Origin of the sequence: Priestia sp. JV24, assembly GCF_025910025.1 — a bacterium.
Classification (GTDB): domain Bacteria; phylum Bacillota; class Bacilli; order Bacillales; family Bacillaceae_H; genus Priestia; species Priestia megaterium.
The window spans coordinates 827,392-845,902 of record NZ_JAPCIN010000023.1; the positions used below are offsets into that span (position 1 = coordinate 827,392).

13 protein-coding genes, 2 tRNA genes and 1 riboswitch are annotated in these 18,511 nt (G+C 38.3%); of the genes, 2 read left to right on the top strand and 13 right to left on the bottom strand.

The window, feature by feature from the left end:
• Positions 1-106 precede the first annotated feature (106 nt).
• Positions 107-293: riboswitch (cobalamin riboswitch) on the bottom strand.
• A 279-nt stretch (positions 294-572) separates the two neighbouring features.
• The 6 genes from menC to OK414_RS25550 all read right to left on the bottom strand — a co-directional run bounded on the left by menC (position 573) and on the right by OK414_RS25550 (position 8,036).
• Positions 573-1,676 (bottom strand): o-succinylbenzoate synthase, encoded by a 1,104-nt coding sequence (gene menC / locus OK414_RS25525; RefSeq protein ID WP_034648570.1) that lies wholly within the window; start codon positions 1,674-1,676, stop codon positions 573-575.
• A gap of 3 nt (positions 1,677-1,679) precedes the next feature.
• Positions 1,680-3,143 carry an o-succinylbenzoate--CoA ligase gene (locus OK414_RS25530; protein WP_034648568.1) on the bottom strand — a complete coding sequence of 488 codons (1,464 nt, stop codon included), beginning with the start codon at positions 3,141-3,143 and terminating at the stop codon, positions 1,680-1,682.
• Positions 3,144-3,225: 82 nt separating this feature from the next.
• The gene (gene menB, locus OK414_RS25535) at positions 3,226-4,044 is read right to left on the bottom strand and encodes a 1,4-dihydroxy-2-naphthoyl-CoA synthase (protein ID WP_013085280.1); all 819 of its coding nucleotides are present in this window, start codon (positions 4,042-4,044) and stop codon (positions 3,226-3,228) included.
• A gap of 16 nt (positions 4,045-4,060) precedes the next feature.
• Positions 4,061-4,870, bottom strand: coding sequence for a 2-succinyl-6-hydroxy-2,4-cyclohexadiene-1-carboxylate synthase (menH, locus tag OK414_RS25540; RefSeq protein WP_128819467.1), 810 nt, complete (start codon positions 4,868-4,870; stop codon positions 4,061-4,063).
• Positions 4,871-4,873: 3 nt separating this feature from the next.
• Positions 4,874-6,628, bottom strand: coding sequence for a 2-succinyl-5-enolpyruvyl-6-hydroxy-3-cyclohexene-1-carboxylic-acid synthase (gene menD, locus OK414_RS25545; protein WP_016765782.1), 1,755 nt, complete (start codon positions 6,626-6,628; stop codon positions 4,874-4,876).
• Positions 6,615-8,036 carry an isochorismate synthase MenF gene (locus OK414_RS25550; RefSeq protein WP_034648564.1) on the bottom strand — a complete coding sequence of 474 codons (1,422 nt, stop codon included), beginning with the start codon at positions 8,034-8,036 and terminating at the stop codon, positions 6,615-6,617. The genes menD and OK414_RS25550 overlap by 14 nt, the downstream gene beginning before the upstream one ends.
• A 352-nt stretch (positions 8,037-8,388) precedes the next feature.
• Between OK414_RS25550 and OK414_RS25555 the strand changes: the two genes are divergently transcribed.
• Together OK414_RS25555 and OK414_RS25560 are read left to right on the top strand one after the other, a co-directional pair.
• Positions 8,389-9,141, top strand: a complete 753-nt coding sequence (locus tag OK414_RS25555; protein ID WP_013059568.1) for a TraR/DksA C4-type zinc finger protein — start codon at positions 8,389-8,391, stop codon at positions 9,139-9,141.
• 94 nt (positions 9,142-9,235) lie between these two features.
• A complete protein-coding gene (locus OK414_RS25560) occupies positions 9,236-10,033 on the top strand; it encodes a TIGR00266 family protein (protein ID WP_263045156.1) in 798 nt (265 codons plus the stop codon).
• Between the two features lie 38 nt (positions 10,034-10,071).
• Here OK414_RS25560 and OK414_RS25565 read toward each other — a convergent pair whose 3' ends face one another.
• The 7 genes from OK414_RS25565 to OK414_RS25595 all read right to left on the bottom strand — a co-directional run bounded on the left by OK414_RS25565 (position 10,072) and on the right by OK414_RS25595 (position 18,511).
• Positions 10,072-12,483 (bottom strand): glycogen/starch/alpha-glucan phosphorylase, encoded by a 2,412-nt coding sequence (locus tag OK414_RS25565; RefSeq protein ID WP_263045145.1) that lies wholly within the window; start codon positions 12,481-12,483, stop codon positions 10,072-10,074.
• A gap of 13 nt (positions 12,484-12,496) precedes the next feature.
• On the bottom strand, positions 12,497-13,927 hold the full coding sequence (glgA, locus tag OK414_RS25570) for a glycogen synthase GlgA (protein WP_013085286.1): 1,431 nt from the start codon (positions 13,925-13,927) through the stop codon (positions 12,497-12,499).
• Complete coding sequence (locus OK414_RS25575) at positions 13,924-14,949, bottom strand: glucose-1-phosphate adenylyltransferase family protein (RefSeq protein WP_263045146.1); 1,026 nt, start codon at positions 14,947-14,949, stop codon at positions 13,924-13,926. Before OK414_RS25575 ends, glgA begins: the two co-directional genes overlap by 4 nt.
• 22 nt (positions 14,950-14,971) lie before the next feature.
• Positions 14,972-16,123, bottom strand: a complete 1,152-nt coding sequence (locus tag OK414_RS25580; RefSeq protein WP_016765788.1) for a glucose-1-phosphate adenylyltransferase — start codon at positions 16,121-16,123, stop codon at positions 14,972-14,974.
• The gene (gene glgB, locus OK414_RS25585) at positions 16,074-18,035 is read right to left on the bottom strand and encodes a 1,4-alpha-glucan branching protein GlgB (protein WP_263045147.1); all 1,962 of its coding nucleotides are present in this window, start codon (positions 18,033-18,035) and stop codon (positions 16,074-16,076) included. The genes OK414_RS25580 and glgB overlap by 50 nt, the downstream gene beginning before the upstream one ends.
• Before the next feature lie 293 nt (positions 18,036-18,328).
• Positions 18,329-18,400: transfer RNA gene (locus tag OK414_RS25590), tRNA-Glu, on the bottom strand.
• Between the two features lie 20 nt (positions 18,401-18,420).
• A tRNA-Ser gene (locus OK414_RS25595) sits at positions 18,421-18,511 on the bottom strand.

Genomic DNA, 18,511 nt, shown 5'->3' on the forward strand with positions numbered 1-18,511 from the left:
AATAAAAAATCGCTCACCGTACCTCGGTGAGCGAATAGAACGAAGATAGAAGAAGACACTAAGTCTTTTCTCAATCCTCGCTCTACCCTCTCACCTCCCGAAGAAGATAAAACGACATAAAAAAGGCAGGTCTCCTGACTTATGCTTCTTTTTACTTTAAGGCCTTCCCATGATGTTTACTCACAGTGGATCTCCTTATTTCATCAGCATTCACAGTTGCGGGAACAGCTTTGGATTTTCACCAAATTCCCTTTTAAGTCTTTTTATCAGACACCTTTTTCACTGGAAAACACAAAATATAGTATTTTATTATAGATTTCAAAACAACATATTGTGTTATGTTATAAACACATTATATAGGACAACTTAGAAAACTATCAACCTATTTTCAAAAATAATTTTGTTTTTTACGATAAAACTCTTCGACTTTTTTCATCAAACTATTCCATCATAACATGTTTTGACACGCTTGATGGAACAATGTGCTCTTTTTAAAAAATTTGTCCTATTTTTCTACTAAACATTGACAACCTCAATAAAAAAACCGTTTTTCATCAAAAAACGGTTTTTAATTATTTGTATTCTTTTTCAAATGATTTGATTGTTTTGATAAACTTTTTATCAATATCGTATCCTATCCCCGGTTTTCCCTTCACCTTTATTACTCCGGCTTCTACCTCTACTTCGGGCTTAATAATATCTTTTTCCCAATAGCGAGACGACGCAGAAATATCACCTGGTATCGTGAAAGAAGGGAGTGTGGCAAGGGCGATGTTATGAGCTCGTGAAATCCCTGCTTCTAACATTCCTCCAACCCAAAGTCTTACACCATGCCGGACGCATAAATCATGAATTTGCTTTGCTACGGACATTCCGCCAACTCGCCCGATTTTCACATTGATAATCTTACAGCTTTCTTGTTCGATTGCATGACGTGCATCTTCACAGCTCACAATACTTTCATCTAAGCAAATTGGCGTCTTTATTTGCTTTTGTAACAATCGATGATCAAGGATATCATCAGAACTTAACGGCTGTTCGATCATCATTAAATTCAATTCATCTAGTTTCTTTAATGAATCACTATCGCTTAAAGTATAGGCTGAATTGGCATCAGCCATAAGAGGAATGCTTGGAAATTCATCTCGAATTTGTTTCAGTAGCTCATAGTCAGCACCCGGCTTAATTTTCACTTTAAAGCGCTTATAGCCATCTTTCATGTAAGTCTTTATTTGTTCTTTCATTACGGAAATGTCATTTAAGCCAACTACCACTCCAGCTTCTACAGCAGACCTTACTCCGCCAATTACTTCAGATAACGGCTTGTTTTGCCGCTTTGCATACAAATCCCATACAGCACAGTCCAAAGCTGCTTTAGCCATGTTATTTCGCTTTAGAGGTTTGAATAACTTTTGAACATCCTCTGGTTTTTGAAGCTGCTGATGAAGAAGCGAGGGAATTAAAAAATCGTCTAACATATGAAAACATGTCTGAATCGTTTCTTCCGTATACCAAGGAGATGAAAAAGCAACGACTTCTCCCCACCCTGTAAATCCTTGTTCATCTTCTACTTCAAGCAAAATCAATTCTCGATCCTGTACTGTACCATAGCTTGTTGAAAAAGGAGAAAGAAGCTTCATGTCAATTTTATAAAGATGTACTTTTTTTATAATCATCGATTAGCTCCTTTTCTGTATGAACGATGATAGCTTCCGGCGTATGATTTTATTAGAAGCTGTTCGCGGCAGCTCCTCTACTCGAACGAAATACTTTGGAAGTTTGTACTTTGCTAAAAATTGTTGAATGTGTAAAGATAATTCTTCATCTGAAACGTCTTCGTTTACAACAATACATGCAGCTGGAACTTGTCCCCATTTTTCATCACCTACTCCCGTTACACCGGCCTCTTTAACAGCGGGATGCTTCAACAAAACATTTTCAATTTCAGCTGGATATACATTTTCTCCACCTGAAATAATAAGGTCTGAACGTCTGTCTAACACATATAGAAAGCCTTCTTCATCCACTTTCCCGATATCTCCTGTATAGAACCAGCCTTGTTGAAGGGCTTTTTCAGTAGCTTCTGGTTTATTTAAATATCCTTTTGTAACATTTGGACCTTTAACAATGATTTCTCCTGCTTCGCTGGTCTCATTTCCTTTTTCATCTACAATTTTCATTGCACATGGAAATAATGGTTTACCTGCTGATCCCAGTTTTCGCAAACTATCTTCAGGTGAAAGCGTAACGAACTGTGAAGATGTTTCTGTCATTCCATACGTTTGATAAACAGGAATTTCTTTATTCACACAAGCCTCTAAAATAGTAAGCGGTGCAGGTCCTCCTCCTAAAAGCATGCATCGAAACGTATGCGGATATTTTCGTTCCCCTAACTCATCGAGCATGTTGGACAGCATGGAAGTGACAACCGAAATAATCGTTACCTCTTTGTTTTCAATTGCTTCATTTACTGCTCTTGCTTCAAACCGTTCTTCTAAAATGATTTTCATTCCGTAAAAGACGCTCCGCATTAAAATAGATAAGCCGCTAATATGAAACAAAGGAACCGCTATAAGCCAGCAGTCTTTTTCGTTTAATCCTAAATTAAGCGCTGAGCCAACGGAACTCCACCAGTGATTTCCATACGTCTGCAGCACTCCTTTTGGATGACCTGTTGTTCCGGACGTATACATAATGGTAAATGTCTCCTCGAGATTCCACGTTTTTTGAAAATCCGTTTCTGCTTCTGGAGAACTTTTTAAAGCAGGTAAAGTAAGCTGAGTAATGGAACTTTGGAATTCTCTCATTAAAAATGTTTCATCCGCAATAAGCAACGACACGTTTGCATCTGTTAGCTGATAATTAATTTCTTCGTTTGTCAAACGCGTGTTGACGAGCAGCAACCTTGCACCAATATAAGAAACCGCATGTAAAATCTCAATAAACTCCACTCTATTTTTCATGTATAAAGCAATGGTATCGTCTTGCTTTACACCGTTAAACGAAAGCTGCTGTGCTACTTTTTGAACACGTTTATGAAGCTCTTGAAACGTAAGAGACGTTTGGGATGTTTCTACCGCCACTCGATTTGGCGTCAAATATGCTCTTTGCATAAGCCCATTGGGAATCGTTTGGCTACTCATGAATTTCTCTCCTTTTTATACTGATTAACTAAATTAAATTGAAAAAACAGCCTGATGATAATCACCAAGCTGTTTCAGCTGTTTAAGGGAAACGTGGGAACTGTTGGAAGTCTGGATTGCGTTTTTCCTTAAATGCATCGCGACCTTCTTTTGCCTCATCGGTTGTGTAATAAAGAAGCGTTGCGTCACCCGCAAATTGCTGGATACCAGCTAAGCCATCCGTATCAGCATTAAATGCTGCTTTTAAGAAACGAAGAGCGGTTGGACTTTTTTCTAACATCTCTTCACACCATTGAATTGTTTCAGCTTCAAGCTGTTCTAATGGAACGACCGTGTTTACTAATCCCATGTCTAGTGCTTCTTGAGCGTTGTACTGACGGCATAAGAACCAGATCTCACGCGCTTTCTTATGACCTACGATGCGAGCTAAGTAACCAGAGCCATATCCTGCATCGAAGCTTCCAACTTTAGGACCTGTTTGTCCAAATACTGCGTTATCCGCTGCAATTGTTAAGTCACATACAACGTGAAGAACGTGGCCACCACCAATTGCATAGCCTGATACCATCGCAACAACCGGCTTTGGAATTACGCGAATTAAACGCTGTAAATCTAGAACGTTTAGACGTGGAATTTCATCTTCTCCTACATAGCCGCCGTGGCCGCGAACTCTTTGGTCTCCGCCTGAGCAAAATGCTTTATCTCCAGCACCTGCTAATACAATTACTCCAACGCTTGCATCGTCACGAGCATAAGCAAATGCATCGATCAATTCCATTACTGTTTTTGGACGGAATGCATTGTGCACTTCCGGACGGTTAATCGTAATTTTAGCGATTCCGTTATATGTTTCGTATAAAATGTCTTCATACTGACGTACTGATGTCCATTCAACTGTCATCTTTATTTCCTCCTAATTATGTAGTAGCTAAGAACTCACTTACTATTCTACCAAAAATCTCGGGTTGTTCCACGTGAATTGCATGGCCTGTCCCTAAAATAATTCTAGAAGTAGCATTTGGTATTAATGTTTGCATTTCTTTGGAAATTAAACAAAACTTTTGATCTACTTCTCCTGTAATAAGCAAAACCGGCATCAACAGATCGTCCAGCTTCTCCCAAAGGGACGGCTGGACTCCTGTTCCCATTCCTTTCAAACTGTTGGAAAGGCCGATTTCTGTATGCGAAAGTCTTTCTTTACGCACCGCTTCTTGAACATGGCTAGGCAATTGCTTTTGAGAACGAAAAAGAGGAATTCCCTCCCAAAATTTAACAAATTCTTCAATTCCATTTTTCATAATGCGGCTCGCCAGCTGTTCATCTTTTTCTTTTCTTAGCTTTTGTTCTTCCCGCGTTTTTAAACCAGGCGATGCGCTTTCTAATACCAACTTTTTCACATGGTGTGGATATCGCTGGGCAAATGAAAGAGCAAGCCTTCCTCCCATCGAATATCCAATTACATTCACCTGTGATAAAGATAGCTGTTGAAGAAGCTCATGCAGTGCTTCAACAACTGCTTCCATTGAATATGGTTTGATTTCTTTGGGAGCTGCTGATTGGCCATGACCAATAATATCAACAGCAATTACCTGATAGTCTTTAACGAATTTCTTCATAAAGGTACGCCAAGTTTGAGAAGAGCCGGTAAAGCCGTGAAGCAGAAGCAGCGGCTCTCCTTTTCCCTCGGTGTGCACATGGTAAGATACACCACTTAATTTATACCTCATTGCCTATTCCTCACCGTTTGACAAATTTATTTCCTCGGAAACAAGTTTCCACAAACTGCGATGAGTCTCTACATTTTCTGTACGAGTTGTACGAATCTCTACAACATGCAACCCGCCCTTTGTGAAAGCATGGTTCATTGCATGTCGAAATTCTTCCCAGCTGCTTGCTGAAGAAAATGTGCCATCATACAGACGAGTGGCATGCTCAAAGTTTAATCCAGTTGGCGTACCGAATAAAAATTCAAAGTGCTTTTCTTGTTTTGACTGCGGTAAAAATGAAAAAATTCCTCCGCCGTCATTGTTAACTAGCACAACGGTTAAATTTAAATTATGCATTTTAGCTGCCAGCAGACCATTTAAATCGTGATAAAACGATAAGTCACCAATAAATAAAACGGTGTGATCGTAAGCCGTGCTTACGCCTAGAGCAGAAGAAACTACACCATCAATTCCATTTGCGCCCCGATTTACAAAGAGTGGAATATCTTTTTCCGTATTTAAGAAGAAAGAATCAATATCTCGAACAGGCATTGAATTTCCAGCAAACAAAGCCGTGCCTTCAGGTACTACATCAACAATTTCTTGAACTACTTGTCCTTCGAACCATTCCTGGCCAGAAGTTAGTGTTCTCAGAGCCTGTGCAGTTTGAGCATTAATCTTTTTCCACAGACTCAGCCATGAAGTAGATTCCTCTTGATTCGCTGAAAGACGCTTGATCAGTTCTTCACAAAATAATGTCTCATCGGCTTCAATCATCACTGTCGAACGTAAAGTAGGGTCTCTCCAGCCTTTACCTTGGTCAACTACAAACATTTCTGTCGGCTCGTGTGCTTTCAAAAATTGCAATAGCGGTTTCGATACCGGCATCGCGCCAAAACGAATGACAACTTCAGGGTAAAAACGCTCATCAACCTTATCACTTTTTAAAAATGTATCATATGTCTCTATTACATTTTCTTTTGAATGCTTGCCGCTTCTTAATTGTGATAACGGATCTGCGAGCACTGGAAAGCTTAAAGATTCAGCTAAACGGCATACGCTGTCTACTGCTTTTAAAGACATTTGATCTCCGCATATAATAAGTCCTTTTGTTGTTCCCTCTAAGCGCTTCGCAATTTCTTCGAAACCTTTTTCAGATAGAGATGCTTCTCCATGAATAGCAGACACATATGATTTACCGCGTTTCCCTTGACTCCATAAATCTTCAATAGATAAATCTGGTACAATCGGTTCACGTAAAGGTACGTTAATGTGTACAGGACCGCTCGGTATAGCTTGAGCTGTATGAACAGCCCTTGAAGCTACTGTTCGAATATAACGATTCATATCTGCACTTTCTTCTGGTAAAGCTGTATCTACAAACCACTTCGCATATTGACCGAAAAGATGATTCTGATTAATGGCCTGCGGGGCACCTATATCCCTTAACTCATGGGGACGATCCGCTGTGATAACTACTAAAGGAATGCGTGAGTAGTGAGCTTCAATTACTGCAGGATAATAATTCGCTGCAGCTGTTCCGGATGTACATACAAGCGCCACTGGTTTTTTCTTTGCTTTTGCTATTCCTAGAGCAAAAAAGCCGGCGGAACGTTCATCAATATTTAAGTGCACATGAATATCAGGGTGCTCAGCCATAAGCATCGCAATAGGCGTTGAACGTGACCCTGGACTGACCACTACTTCTTCAACATTTGCTTCTACTAATTCATCCACGAATGACGCAATATACGTTGTTAATGATTTAATGTGTTCCACGCATAATCCCTCCTAAAGCTGAAAGCATCGGGTTGAATTTAATTCTTGTTTCTTCATATTCACTTTCAGGCGTAGAATCTGCTACAATTCCACAGCCCGCAAATAAAACGGCTTCTTTTTGCTGAATAACACCAGAGCGGATTCCTACTATAAATTCACCGTTTCCGTTGATATCCATCCATCCTAAAGGAGCTGCATACCACCCTCGGTCAAAGGATTCTAGCTGTCGAATAATAGGCAAGGCCTCCTGTTGAGGATATCCTCCTAGCGCTGGTGTTGGATGGAGCTTTTGAATAAATGAAAATAGCGTTACATCTTCCTTTATACGCCCTTTAACAGGTGTATACAAATGTTGAATATGCTTTGTTTTATATAAACTTGGCGTACTTGGAATTTCTACTTCATAACAATAAGAATTCATCGCTTCTTTAATCATATGAACAACAACATCGTGTTCAATTAAGTTCTTGGGATCTTGAAGCAGTTCCTCACCTAGTTCGTGATCTTCCTGCCTTGTCTTTCCTCTTGGAATCGAACCCGCTAAACATGTGGAAAACACATAATCTCCTTGTTTTTGCACTAGCCTTTCTGGGGAAGCGCCGATAAAATGCTGATGCTCTCCCTCTAAAATATATGTGTAGCTAGTTGGCTGTTCCTTCAACAGACGCTGAAGCACGTATTCAGTAGAAATATCTTCATTAAATTTCACTTTTAATTGACGAGCAAGAACTACTTTCTCTATAGCCTGTTGCTTAATTAAAGTAGTAGCTCTTTCAATATTTCCTTTAAATTTCTCTACCCCAATTTCCTCTTTTTCCAACACCAAAGGTGAAATATGGGATTCTCCGTCGTACTCTTCACAAAGAACAAGTTTTTGGACCTCTTCGAAATAATTGATGTGCTTTTTAACAGAATCTTGTCCTTTAACCATCATATTAACGGTAAGGTATCCTTCTTTGTCTACCTGAGTATATAACACAGTTGGAATCATAAATTTTGAACTCGGGAAATCACTCCAATAGTTTTCTTGATACTGATTTGGGTCAAATGAAAATCCTCCAAATAAAAGAGGACCTGTCCCATCAGGGGAAATTTGGTTATTTTTATAAAAGTCTTCTTTTATAAAGCGCTTCCATTCATTTTCAATGTGGAAATAACGTTCTTTTGCCGCATTGGTGCAAATAGTATGCGCATATCCTAATCCAACAAATGTATAATAACTGTTGGGATCTTTCCAAAAAAAGCGTTCTTTATAAAACTGGTCATGTCCGTTCGCATAAAAAATAAGGGGGTCAATAGGTCTTACTTTTTTCACTAAACTGACCAATTTTGGGTGATTTTCATTTTTTGCACACTCAATCGCATCTTTAATGTATTCTTGTACTAACTGTTCGGTCGTTGCAATCACACTACGTCCCCCCGTTCATCTTTTTTTCTTAAGTCTGTAACTAACTTATTATAAACTTTCAGTTCAAAAAAATCTAGCATCGCGATTCACGAGAAAAAATTAATTTCGCTTGTCTAAATTATGCCTTTTCATTAAATGAATCAAAAATCTTTATGATCTATTCAGTACTCTTTAGACCTCGAGAGCGTTATTTTTATCATACCCTTTTCTATAACCTTTAACTTTCTTTAATTTTCCACTCCTTTTCTCTCTTAGCTTCATGAATACCCCAAATACTCCTAATATGAATCGTGTTTTTTTGAATTTTTAACACATACTACAAAAGCACAATAAATTTTTAAGGGGGAGCTTCATGACACTTTCAAAACAAGAAATCAGTCAGTTAAAACAAAATTTACAGCAGCAGCAGGCTGATATTCAATCGCACTTTGATCAAAATGATCATTTTGGTCTAACTCGAAGCGACGCTCACGATGCTGTAGGAGAACTTTCAAGTTACGATAACCACCCTGGTGACACAGCCACGGAAACATACGAGCGTGAAAAAGACCTTGCATTAAATGAACATGCAAAACAAGAGCTACATGAAATAGAAGAAGCACTTCAGGCAATCGCTCACAGCACGTATGGAACGTGCAAAGTATGTGGAGCAGATATCTCGTTTGAAAGACTTCAGGCTGTACCAACTACTTTATACTGTAGAGAACATAGCCCATCGCAGGATATTCCAAAGCACAGACCTGTAGAAGAAAATGTTCTCCATCACCCATTTGGTCAATACGACTATGACGATACCGAAACAACAGGATATGACGCAGAAGATTCTTGGCAAGACGTTGCGCGTTACGGGACGTCTGAATCTCCTTCTGATTTTATAGAAGATACGTCTAACTATAGTGAAACCTATATTGAGGCAGATGAAGCTATTGGATACGTTGAAGATTATGAAAACTTTGCCGCTACCGATTTATATGGACAGCCTCTTCCTATTTACCCTTCAAAAGAGCATGAGCGATATGAAAATGCACTGGATGAAGAAGGTACGATGACCATATTTGGAGATTTACCGGCCTATGAGAAAGATCCATACACTGAAAAGGAGTAGTTCTTCATACTACTCTTTTTTCTATTTTTTGGAGGAGCTATAGGAGATGATATCGAATAAATAGGAGATTAGAATTAATAATGAGGTGAAAATGATGAATGCACATGAAATTGATTATAAATTGTATGGAGATGACATGCAGTTTGTTGAAATTGAATTAGATCCTTCAGAAAGTGTTATAGCAGAAGCTGGAGGAATGATGATGATGGAAGATGATATTGAGATGGAAACCATTTTTGGTGACGGTTCTTCTTCCACCAGCAGCGGGCTGTTTAATAAACTAAAAGGAGCTGGGAAACGCGTATTAACTGGTGAAAGTTTATTTATGACGGTATATACAAATAATGGATATCACAAACGAAAAGTATCCTTCGCTTCACCTTTTCCAGGCAAGATTATTCCTGTCGATTTAGAGCAGCTCGATCATAAAATCATTTGTCAAAAGAGCTCCTTTTTATGCGCTGCCAAAGGCGTATCCGTTGGCATTGATTTTCAAAAAAAACTAGGAACGGGCTTCTTTGGCGGTGAAGGTTTTATTATGCAAAAATTAGAAGGTAATGGCTTGGCATTTTTGCATGCAGGCGGAACCATTCATAAAAGACAGCTGCAGCCGGGTGAACGCCTTCGAGTGGATACTGGATGTTTAGTGGCCATGACCCGTGATGTAAACTACAACATCGAATATGTAGAGAAAATTAAAACAGCTCTGTTTGGAGGGGAAGGCATGTTTTTTGCTACTCTGTCAGGACCGGGAACAGTTTGGATTCAATCTCTTCCTTTTAGCCGACTAGCCGATCGCGTTTTATCAAGTGCAGTTTCGCCAACGGGAGGTAAAGGTGAAGGCAGTATCCTTGGTTCTTTAGGTGATTTCTTAAACGGTGACAACAGATAAAATAAAAAAGGTGTAGTCTTTGACTACACCTTTTCTATTTATTGATTTAATAAATTTTTAGTGGAATCAATCCCCCAAATATCAGATGCATATTCCTCAATCGTTCGATCACTAGAAAAAAAGCCGGAGTGTGCAATGTTCGTCGCACTCATTTGAAGCCATTTATTTTCATTTCTATAAGCTTCGTTTACTTTTTGCTGTGCCGTAACGTATGAGTCAAAGTCACGGAGTACATAGTATTCATCATTTTGCATTAATAATGAATCATATATAGGCTCGAATAAGTCATATGTGTCAGGCAGGAAGCCGTTTGTAAGCTGCTCGAGCACTTGGCGAATACGCTTATCATGATGGTAATAATCATAGGCACGGTATCCTCCATTTTGCTGATAGCTCAACACTTCTTCGGCTTTTAATCCAAAAATAAAGACATTATCTTTTCCTACTGCCTCGCTAATTTCGACGTTCGCTCCGTCCATCGTGCCAAGAGTTAACGCTCCGTTCATCATGAATTTCATATTTCCCGTTCCCGAAGCTTCTTTGCTGGCGGTTGAAATCTGTTCACTGACATCCGCTGCAGGAAAGATATACTCAGCAAGTGACACACGATAGTTTTCTAAAAAAACGACTTTTAAAAACGGTGATGTTTGTGGATCATTATTGACAACATCAGCTACAGAGTTAATTAGCTTGATGACTTTTTTTGCATAATAATAGCCGGGAGAAGCTTTCGCACCAAAAATAAATGTACGAGGAACGATTTGAAAATTAGGGTCTTCTTTTAATCGATTGTACAAATACATAATGTGCAGCACATTTAAAAGCTGCCTTTTGTAAGCATGAAGCCTTTTAACCTGTACATCAAAAATAGAATTAGAATCTATTTTAATTCCCGTTTGCTCTTGAATAATATCCGCAAGCAGCTTTTTACGCTGTTGTTTTACTGTTTTTAGTCCTTGTAAAAAACTTGGATCTTCCACGTACTCTTGGAGCTTTATAAGAGAATGCGGCTGTTTAATCCATTTATCTCCTATCACCTCGGTAATAAGGGAGGAAAGCTGCGGGTTAGCTTTTAACAACCAGCGCCGGTGGGTAATTCCGTTCGTTTTATTGTTAAATTTAGCAGGATAAAACTGATAAAAATCTTTCATTTCTCGTTCTTTTAAAATATCAGTATGAATCTTTGCCACACCGTTTACTTTATAACTTCCCACAATTGCTAAATGAGCCATCTTTACTAATCCGTGCGCTAAAATAGCCATATTTTCAATCCGCTGCCAGTCACCTGGATATGATTCCCATAATTCTTTACAAAAGCGCTCATTAATTTCTTCAATAATCATATACACGCGTGGAAGCAAGGGTTGAAATAAATCAATTGGCCATTTCTCAAGGGCTTCAGAAAGAGTGGTATGATTTGTGTATGATATGGTATTGGACGTAATATGCCATGCATCTTCCCATTCCATTTTTTCTTCATCCAGTAAAATTCTCATTAGCTCAGGAATCGCAAGTACAGGATGAGTATCGTTAATATGAATGGCTACTTTTTCGTGAAAGTTTGTAAGTGTTTGATAGGTATTTCGATGTGCTCTGATAATACTTTGTAAGCTAGCTGACACAAGAAAATATTGCTGTTTCAATCTTAATATTTTACCATCTTCATGTGTATCATCTGGATATAAAAATTCTGATACAGCCTCTGTTTGACGCTTATACTCCATCACATCTTTATGTACTGGAAATGATGAAGGCTCCGCATTCCAAAGGCGAAGTGTATTAACTGTATCTGTTTTATACCCGATAACCGGGATGTCATAAGGAACAGCAGAGACGGGTTCTCCTTTTACATGACGAAAAGAGAATTTTTCGTCTTCCTGTACCATTTCAACTTCGCCCCAAAAGTTCACTTCTATGGCTTGATCTAATTTGCGTACTTCCCATGAATTCCCATGCCTTAACCACTGTTCTGGGAGCTCAATTTGAAAGCCGTTTACAATCTTTTGATCAAACAAACCGTGTTTATAGCGAATCCCATAACCGTGGCCAGGAAGATTAAGTGAAGCAAGAGAATCTAAAAAACAAGCAGCAAGCCTGCCTAATCCGCCGTTTCCTAATCCTGCGTCTACTTCTATCTCTTCAATATTTTCAAGTGAAATATTCAGATCACTTAATCCTTCTTTTACAACTTCCCGAATTCCTAAATTCAACAGATTTTGACCCAATAGTCTGCCTAGTAAAAATTCGATAGAAAGATAATACACTTGCTTTGTATGTGAAGACCTATGAATTTCATTGGTTGAAATCCAATCGCTGCTAATATACTCTCGCACCATATTTCCTAATGTATGATAGTGATCTTGAACAGTAGATTCTTTAAAGCTCTTTCCATATGTCATTTCCAGCTTTTTTAAAAAAGCCTCTTGAAAGCTTTTTTTATCAGAGAACAATCTGCTCACCCTTTCACGATGGAGTAGATGTCAAATTTGAATACAATTGATTATATTTAAATGCCGATTGCCCCCAGCTATAATCCTGACTCATAGCATCCATCATTAATTTTTTCCATACATCTTTCTGGTGATAAAATGAAACAGCTCTTTCTAACGTATGAAGCATGTCATGAGCATTATAATTCTTAAAAGAGAAGCCATTTCCCTCTCCGCTATATTCATTATAAGCTTTGACCGTGTCATTCAGGCCGCCCGTTTCACGCACGACTGGAATGGTTCCATATTTTAAGGCTATTAATTGTCCGAGTCCGCAAGGCTCAAAACGGGAAGGCATTAAAAATAAATCCGTACCGGCATAAACTTTATGAGCAAGTTCTTCATTAAAACCAATAATAGCTTTTACTTGTTGCGGGTACGTATCTTCCATCTCACGGAAAAACTGCTCAAACTCGTGTTCTCCAGTTCCTAAAATAACAATTTGGGCTCCTAAGTTAACCGTCTCATGGAAAACGTGCTTAACTAAATCCAATCCCTTCTGCTGAGTTAACCTTGTAACCATCGAAATAATTGGAACATCCTTATTTTCTTCTAATTCAAGATAGCGCTGGAGCTCTTTTTTATTTTTATATTTCCCTTCAATCTTTTCTACCGAATAAGGATAAGATATAAGCTGATCTGCGTCTGGGCTATAAGCTTCTTCATCGATTCCATTTACAATCCCGATTAAATCTTGATTTCGCTGACGTAATAATCCATCTAAACTTTCTCCGTAATATGGCATTTGAATTTCATCTCGATATGTAGGACTTACCGTGGTAATTTTATCAGCTGATACAAGCGCAGCTTTCATAAAATTAATATTCCCATAAAACTCGAGCTGGCTTGTAGTAAAATAATATTCATTTAAATTTAATAACTCATATAAATTGCTCTTAGGGAAGATTCCTTGGAATTGCAAGTTATGAATCGTAAAGACCGTCTGAATATGATCATACATATCATAATTAGCACGAAGTAAAAATGGAATCATAGCCGTATGCCAGTCGTGACAATGAATAATATCAGGCTCATTCTCTAAAAACGGGATAGCTTCAAGCACGGCTCTGCTGAAAAAAGCAAATCGTTCAGCGTCATCGTAGTGCCCATATAAGCTATCTCTTTTAAAATAATATTCATTATCAATGAAAATATATTTAACGCCATCCATCGTTAACGATTCAATTCCGCAGTACTGTCTTCTCCACCCAACCTGTACATGAATAACTTTTTCAAGCACCATTTCATCTTGATAATGTTGAGGAATCGTTCCGTACTTTGGCATGACTACACATACGTTCGTTCCTAACTTTTTTAATTCTTTAGGCAGGGCACCAGCTACGTCTGCTAATCCTCCTGTTTTAATAAAAGGTACACATTCTGATACAGCAAATAATACATTCACGACTTCATCAACGCTCCTTGAGTTGTTCCTTTAGCAATGACTCTAGGTAATCCTGACTCACCTAGCAACGTTTCATTACTTCCTATTTTCACATCTTTGTCTAAAACAACATTTTCTAATACACTATTTTCTAAAATAACGCCTTTTTGCATCACAATGCTATTCTTAACGACCGTACCTTTTCCAATTTTAACGCCTCGGAAGATAATACTATTTTCCACATGCCCTTCAATCACGCACCCGTTTGCAATCATTGAATTTTTCACAACCGCTTTTTTTGCGTAACGAGTAGGCGGTTCATCTTTTACTTTAGTGAAAACAGGACGTTCGTTGATAAATAACTGCTTCCAGACATCTGGAGATAAAATTTCCATACTTGTTTTATAGTAGGCATCTAAGCTAGAAATCTCAGCCGTATATCCATGGTGCTCATACTTTTCTACACGATGAGATTGTGCCATATATCGAACCAATTCTTTAATCGTATAAAAATCATGGGATTCATTTTGCAAAATATTAACTAGAATAGATTTATTAATAATATACATATTAAGCGATTTATCACCCTGCTTCATTTCAGTAATATCTGCATTTGAAGCAATATGACGTTGCAACACGTGCTCAAAGTCAACTGTACATATCGTATAACTATTCGCAATTAATACGTATTCCTGCTTACTTCTTAAGAAATAATCAATATGATAACGGAACTGCGTGAATAGTGATGGACTTTCTAAGTGTAAATCACTTGTCATAGGAGGGAAGATAAACAATCCATCTCGCTTCCGATCCAAATCCCACTCTTTTCCTGAACCTATATGATCCATCAATGCGCGATAGCGATCACGAGGAAAAATGGCAACGCTCGAAATTCCAGAGTTCACCATATTAGAAAGCGTAAAATCGATTAATCGATAGCGTCCTGCAAAAGGAATGGCAGCAATCGATCTATAAAAGGTTAAAGGCTGCAGCGCTGTTGTGTTTGTACAAGCATCAATAATACCAAGCATTTGATTATTCAATGTCGTTCATCCTCTCTGTTCGTTAAATGCATTTAGCAACTGATTCAATCAATTCTTGAGTAACAAGAATTACTTCTTCGCTTCCTTTGGTCGGTCGAATAATAGTACCGTCTGGAACTTCAATGTCCGATGGAACAATTGCGTTTTCAATATATACGTTAGAGCCTATCTTTGCAGTAGGCATGACAACCGTTTTCTTAACCTCAGAACCTGAGCCGATTTGTACACCTGGAAATAACACGGACTGCTCTACGTTTCCTTCGACAACGCACCCTTCATTTACTAATGACTCCACCACGCAGGCGTTTGGCGCGATATATTGAGGAGGCTGATTAGGGTTAACAGAGTATACTTTCCATGAAGAGTCAAATAAATTAAGCTCGTCTTTATCACATAACAAATCCATATTCGCTTCCCACAAGCTTTTTACAGTTCCTACATCTTTCCAATAACCTTGAAATGGGTATGCAATTAGCTTTTTCTTTTCATCTAGTAAAAGCGGAATAACATCTTTACCAAAATCATGGCTTGAATATGGATTGCGTGCATCCATTTCTAAATATTCTTTTAAAATACTCCATTTAAAAATATAAATTCCCATGGAAGCTAGATTATTTTTAGGACGCTGTGGTTTTTCATCGAACTCCATTACGTCTAGGTCACTATTGGTATTTAAAATACCAAAACGGCTCGCTTCTTCCCAAGGTACTTCAATAACAGAAATCGTTACGTCTGCTTCTTTGTTTATATGATAATCAAGCATATTTTCATAGTTCATTTTATAAATGTGATCACCTGATAGAATCAGTACGTACTCAGGATCATATTGTGTCAAATAGTTTAAATTTTCATAAATAGCACTAGCCGTGCCTTTATACCACTTTACTCCATCTGACTCCGCGTATGGAGGCAATACCGTGACGCCACCATTCCGTCGGTCCAAATCCCAAGCGCTTCCAATTCCAATGTATGAATTGAGAACTAGCGGTTGATATTGGGTTAATACACCTACTGTCTCAATACCTGAATTTGTACAATTACTTAAAGCAAAATCAATAATTCGATACTTACCACCAAATGGTACAGCTGGCTTTGCTAGATTTTTTGTAAGCGAACTGAGCCGACTACCTTTTCCTCCTGCCAATAACATCGCTACGCATTTCTTTTTTAACATGTTGTTTTCTCTCCCCTCGTTTTCTCTTTGCTCGTAGTATACTAATGCCAAACGGCGGAATATTCATTTCAATGCAAAAAGGTTGACCGTGAAACGATTCATCCACTGATTTTAATGCCTTTTTATTTATAATGCCTGAACCGCCGTACACTTCGTCATCACTGTTAATAACTTCAATGTACTCTGTCTCAACTGGAACTCCAACTTTGTAAGAATGATATGGATGCTCAGAAAAATTGCTAACAACTATAAAAATCTCCTGATTTTCTTTTGACTTACGAATAAAAGAGAAGATTTGTTGATGATGGTTGTTAACATCAATCCATTCGAATCCATCTGGATTATGGTCTAATTCATATAAAGGCTTGCTTCTCTTATAAATCTTGATGAGATCCTTCATATATCCGTTAAGATTGCGATGCATATCAAAGTCATAAAGCATCCAATCCAACTCCTCTAAATCTTTCCACTCATCAAATTGGCCAAACTCTCCGCCCATAAATAAAAGCTTTTTTCCCGGGTGTGCAAAGAAGTATCCATATAGCAGTCGAAGCTGTGCAAACTTGCGCCAGTAATCACCTGGCATCTTATTAAGTAATGATTTTTTTCCATGTACGACTTCATCATGGGAAAGCGGCAAAATAAAATTTTCGTTAAACGCATACATTAGTGAAAAAGTCATTTTATCGTGAAGATAGGGACGTCTTTCCACGCCAGCTTCCATGTATGTTAAAGCGTCATTCATCCATCCCATATTCCATTTATAATTAAAGCCTAAACCGCCCTCATACGTAGGTGCCGTAACAAGCGGCCAGTCCGTGGAATCTTCTGCCATCATTAATACCGTTTCATCAGATTCAAAAACAGCTTCATTCAACTTTTTCAAGAAGCTGACAGCTCCATCATTCACTGCTTTTCCAGAAGAATTTTGCCAATAAAGCATATTAGCTACAGCATCTACTCGAAATCCATCTATATGGAAGTACTCCAACCAAAACAAAGCATTCGAAATCAGAAAACTTTGTACTTCAGGCTTTCCTAAATCGAAATTAGCTGTTCCCCAAACGTAGTTTTCACGATCGGATTCTTGTTTGTATTCATAAGTAGGTTCTCCATCGAACATATACAGACCATGTTCATCCTTACAAAAGTGCCCGGGTACCCAATCTAAAAGAACTCCTATATTGTTTTGATGACACTCATCTATAAAGTTCATCAACTCTTTAGGTGTACCGTATCGACTGGTGGCGGAATAGTATCCAGTTCCTTGATATCCCCAGGATCGGTCGAGCGGATGCTCAATGACTGGTAATAACTCAATATGTGTAAAACCTTGTTCAGCAATATAAGGAATAAGCTCCTGTGCTAATTCACTGTATGTATAAAGGCTGCCATCTTCATGAGTCCTCCAAGACCCTGCATGCAGCTCGTAAATACACAGCGGTCTTTCATATATATTTTGCTGTTTTTTCTTTCTACGCCAATATTGGTCGTTCCATTTGTACCCATCCAATGAGTAAACAATAGACGCAGTGTTTGGGCGCACTTCGCTGAAGAAAGCGTATGGATCTGCTTTTAATTTTTTTTGATTGCTTTGTGTGATGATTTCATATTTATAAATAGTCCCTTGTTCTAATTCAGGGATAAATATCATCCAAATACCTTCTTCATTAACTTTGACCATGGAATGTTGAAAACCGTTCCATTTATTAAAATCACCTACAACGCTTACACCCTTTGCATGAGGTGCCCACACGCAAAATCGTACGCCTTCAATCCCTTCTACCGTTACCTGATGCGCACCGAAAATAGAGTAACTGCGAAATAAGTTTCCTTCGTGATACAAATGAACATCAAATTCAGTAGGCTGAACCGCTAGATTCACTTTTGCCACCCCTTTAACTTCAAACATAATATACGCACATAATATACGCTTCTTACCACTCATTCCCTTTTACAGTAAAAACATAAACCTTTTCTACAAATATAATAGAATAAAAGTTCTTTTAAATGACTCTTTATCCCATACTCTTCATACTTTATTACTTTATGAATAATTCCATATGACATAGGGAAAATCCTGCTTAAAACTTACTTTTTATTCTGAAAATTCATGGTAATTATTCCTAACTATTATTTCTGTTTACTTAATCTTTAAAAAAGCTCAAATAAAAAAGGTTTGCATATATGCAAACCTTTTTGAGATGACCCGTACGGGATTCGAACCCGTGTTACCGCCGTGAAAGGGCGGTGTCTTAACCGCTTGACCAACGGGCCATATTTAAATTTAAAACGACTGGCGGAGAAGGAGGGATTTGAACCCTCGCGCCGCTTACACGACCTACACCCTTAGCAGGGGCGCCTCTTCAGCCACTTGAGTACTTCTCC

Coding starts and splice junctions, on each gene's coding strand:
- OK414_RS25560 (WP_263045156.1), top strand. CDS start 9,236: ATGAATGCACATGAAATTGATTATAAATTGTATGGAGATGACATGCAG.
- menB (WP_013085280.1), bottom strand. CDS start 4,044: ATGACAGTTGAATGGACATCAGTACGTCAGTATGAAGACATTTTATAC.
- OK414_RS25530 (WP_034648568.1), bottom strand. CDS start 3,143: ATGAGTAGCCAAACGATTCCCAATGGGCTTATGCAAAGAGCATATTTG.
- menC (WP_034648570.1), bottom strand. CDS start 1,676: ATGATTATAAAAAAAGTACATCTTTATAAAATTGACATGAAGCTTCTT.
- OK414_RS25555 (WP_013059568.1), top strand. CDS start 8,389: ATGACACTTTCAAAACAAGAAATCAGTCAGTTAAAACAAAATTTACAG.
- menH (WP_128819467.1), bottom strand. CDS start 4,870: ATGAGGTATAAATTAAGTGGTGTATCTTACCATGTGCACACCGAGGGA.
- glgB (WP_263045147.1), bottom strand. CDS start 18,035: ATGTTTGAAGTTAAAGGGGTGGCAAAAGTGAATCTAGCGGTTCAGCCT.
- OK414_RS25580 (WP_016765788.1), bottom strand. CDS start 16,123: ATGTTAAAAAAGAAATGCGTAGCGATGTTATTGGCAGGAGGAAAAGGT.